The following is a 3,214-nucleotide window of genomic DNA, read 5'->3' as shown; positions in this document are numbered from 1 at the left end:
CAGAACCGGACAGATCACGCGCTACAAATCCCGGACAGATCACGCGGCAGCTACACCGGTCCCTCCCTCGCGCTTGCCGTCGGCGGCGATCGATCGGATGCTCGCCGTCCCATGGTGACCGATCCGATCCTCTTCGGCGCGGACTACAGCGTCTACACGCGAATCGCCCGCCTCGCGCTCGCCGAGAAGGGCGTCGCCCACCGCTTCGAGCCGGTCGACATCTTCGATCCCGCCGCGGTACCGGACTCCTATCGCGGACTGCATCCCTTCGACCGCATTCCGGCGTTCCGCCACGGCGGGCTCGATCTGTTCGAGACGGCGGCGATCACGCGCTATGTCGACGAGGCGTTTCCCGGGCCGGCGCTGCAGCCGGCCGCGGTCGACGCGCGGGCGCGGATGGCCCAGATCGTCGGACTGCTCGACGCCTACGCCTACCGGACCCTGGTCTGGGACGTCTTCGTCGAGCGCGTGCGCCGGCCGGTCCGCGGCGAGACGCCGGACGAGGCGGCGATCGCCGCGGCGCTTCCGAAGGCGGAGCGGTGCTGCCGGGTCCTGGAGGGCTTCCTTGGCGCCGGCGATTGGCTCGCCGGCGGCGGCGGGCCGACCCTGGCCGATCTCCACGCCGCACCCATGTTCGCGTGCTTCCGGGCGGCGCCCGAAGGCGCGGCGATGCTCGGCCGGTACCCGGCCCTCGCCGGCTGGTTCCGGCGGATGGCGGGCCGGCCGTCCATGCGGGCGACGCGGTCGCCGATGATCGGGCCCGACGATCCGGGCGAAGGGGCGGAGGGTCCCTGCCGATGACGGCCGCCCGTCCCGTCCTCCTGGCGGACATCGGCGGCACCAATGCCCGCTTCGCGCTGCTCGCCGCAGACGGCATCCGCCCCCTGCCGACCGTACCGACGGCGGCCCATCCGACCCTCGAATCGGCACTCGCCGCGGCGCTCGCCGGCTACCAGGGGCCTTCGCCCCGGGATGCGCTGCTGGCCGCGGCGGGACCGATCGAGGGTCGGCGCATGCGGCTCACCAACGCCAACTGGGAGATCGATGCCCGGGACATCCGCCGGCAGTTCGGGTTCGCCTCCGTCCGTCTCGTCAACGACTTCGCGGCCGTCGCCTGGTCAATGCCGGCCCTCCGCGGCGACGACCTGCGCACCCTGGGCGGCGGCGACCGCGACCCGGATACGCCGATCGTCGTCGTCGGACCGGGCACCGGCCTCGGCGCCGCCGCGTGGCTGCCGGGACCGCCGCCCGGCGTCGTCGCGGGCGAAGGCGGTCACGCGTCGCTCGCCGCCGCCGACGCCGGCGAGGCGGCGGTCATCGAGATCCTGCGCCGGCGCTTCGGACACGTCTCGGCCGAGCGCGCGGTTTCCGGCCCCGGCCTCGCCAATCTCCACGCGGCCCTGGCCGAGCGCGACGGCGTCCGCGTCGAGGCGCTGGCGCCGCAGGCGATCACCGAGGCCGCCCTGGCCGGGCGCTGCCCGGTCGCGCGGGCCGCACTCGCCATGTTCTGCGCCATGCTGGGCGGCGTCGCCGGCAACCTCGCGCTGACCTTCCGCGCCGGCGGCGGGGTGCGGATCGCCGGCGGCATCGCGCCCAGGATCCTCGACTTCCTGGTCGCCAGCGACCTGCGCGAGCGCTTCGTCGCCAAGGGGCGCTTCCGGCCCTGGCTGGAGACGGTGCCGCTCGCGATCGTCCGGCACCCGGCGGCCGCCCTGGTCGGTCTGGCGCACCTGGCGGGCGAGGAGGCCGATCTCGCCGATCGGCAATGAGGGGAGGGAGGCCATGGCCGCGACCGCGATCGATTCCGGCATCCTCGGCAAGTTCTTCGCCGCGCCGGCGATGCGGGCCGTCTTCTCCGACCGGGTGCGGGTCGGCCACTACCTGGCGTTCGAGGCCGCGCTCGCCCGTGTCCAGGCTCGGCTGGGACTGATTCCGGCCGCGGCGGGCGAGGAGATCGCGCGCCACTGCCGCGTCGAGCGGATCGACATGGTCCGCCTGGCCGAGGAGACGGCGCGGGTCGGCTCGCCCATCATCGGGCTGGTGCAGCAGCTGGTCGGGCTCTGCGACGGCGATCTCGGCCAGTACTGCCATTGGGGGGCGACGACCCAGGACGTCACCGACACCGCGACCGTGCTCCAGCTTCGCGACGCGCTGGCGCTGGTCGACGACGACCTGGCAGCGGTCGCCGCGGGCCTCGCCGACCTCGCCCGGCGCCACCGCGACACGCCGGTCGCCGGCCGCACGAACCTGCAGCAGGCGGTTCCCGTCACCTTCGGTTTCAAGATGGCGGGCCTGCTGGCCGCCTTCGACCGTCACCGCGCGCGGCTGGCGGAGTTGCGGCCGCGCGTCCTGGTCGGCCAGTTCGCCGGCGCCGCCGGTACGCTCGCCGGGCTGCCGGAACGTGGGCTCGAGGTCCAGGCGGCCGTGATGGCGGAACTGGGTCTCGGCCAGCCGGCGATCGCCTGGCACACGCAGCGCGACGGCATCGCCGAGGCAGCCTGCTTCCTCGGCCTCGTCGGCGGCACATTGGGCAAGCTCGCCGTCGACGTGAAGCTGATGATGCAGACCGAGGTCGGGGAGGTCTTCGAGCCGTCGGCTCCGGGACGCGGCGCCAGCAGCACGATGCCGCAGAAGCGCAACCCGGTCGCCTGCATCTACATCCACGCCGCCGTCGCCGCCGCCCGCCCGCAGGTGACGGCCATCCTGGAGGCGATGGTGGCCGAGCACGAGCGCGCGGCGGGCCCGTGGCAGATCGAATGGGTGGCGCTGCCGGAGCTGTGCTGCCTGACGGCGGGCGCGCTCGGCCATGCGCGCGCGCTGGTCGGCGGGCTCGAGGTCGACGCCCGGCGGATGCGGGCGAATCTCGACCTTACGCACGGGCTCGTGGTGTCGGAGGCGGTGATGATGGGCCTCGCCCCGCATCTCGGCCGGGCGCGGGCCCATCATCTCGTCGCCGACCTGTGCCGGGACGCCCTCTCGACCGGCCGGCCGCTCGTCGACCTGCTGGCGGAGGCCGAGGAGGTCACCCGGCATCTCGATCGGCCGGCGCTGGAGCGGCTCTGCGATCCGGTCCGCTATCTCGGCCTCGCCGGACCGATGGTCGATCGTGTCCTCGCCGGACGGGACGACGGCTGAGGCATCTGGCGGCGAGCCGCCCAGTCACACGCTCTCGCGCTCGACGATCTCGAAGCCGAGGTCGACGACGCGGCGCTCG

Annotated in this window: 3 protein-coding genes; all 3 read left to right on the top strand. The window is 74.4% G+C overall.

The window, feature by feature from the left end; translation table 11 throughout:
* Positions 1–111 precede the first annotated feature (111 nt).
* From ACE3Q3_RS23610 to pcaB, 3 genes are read left to right on the top strand one after another with little or no spacing between them, the layout of a single operon-like run.
* Positions 112–801, top strand: coding sequence for a glutathione S-transferase family protein (locus ACE3Q3_RS23610; protein ID WP_374450191.1), 690 nt, complete (start codon positions 112–114; stop codon positions 799–801).
* On the top strand, positions 798–1,769 hold the full coding sequence (glk, locus tag ACE3Q3_RS23605) for a glucokinase (RefSeq protein ID WP_374450189.1): 972 nt from the start codon (positions 798–800) through the stop codon (positions 1,767–1,769). The genes ACE3Q3_RS23610 and glk overlap by 4 nt, the downstream gene beginning before the upstream one ends.
* A 13-nt stretch (positions 1,770–1,782) precedes the next feature.
* Positions 1,783–3,135, top strand: coding sequence for a 3-carboxy-cis,cis-muconate cycloisomerase (gene pcaB, locus ACE3Q3_RS23600; protein ID WP_374450187.1), 1,353 nt, complete (start codon positions 1,783–1,785; stop codon positions 3,133–3,135).
* The last annotated feature ends 79 nt before the right edge of the window (positions 3,136–3,214 follow it).

It is taken from the genome of Allostella sp. (assembly GCF_041913585.1).
GTDB lineage: Bacteria > Pseudomonadota > Alphaproteobacteria > ATCC43930 > Allostellaceae > Allostella.
Note: the sequence above shows the minus strand (reverse complement) of the source record. Positions and strands in the feature narration are given on the sequence as shown.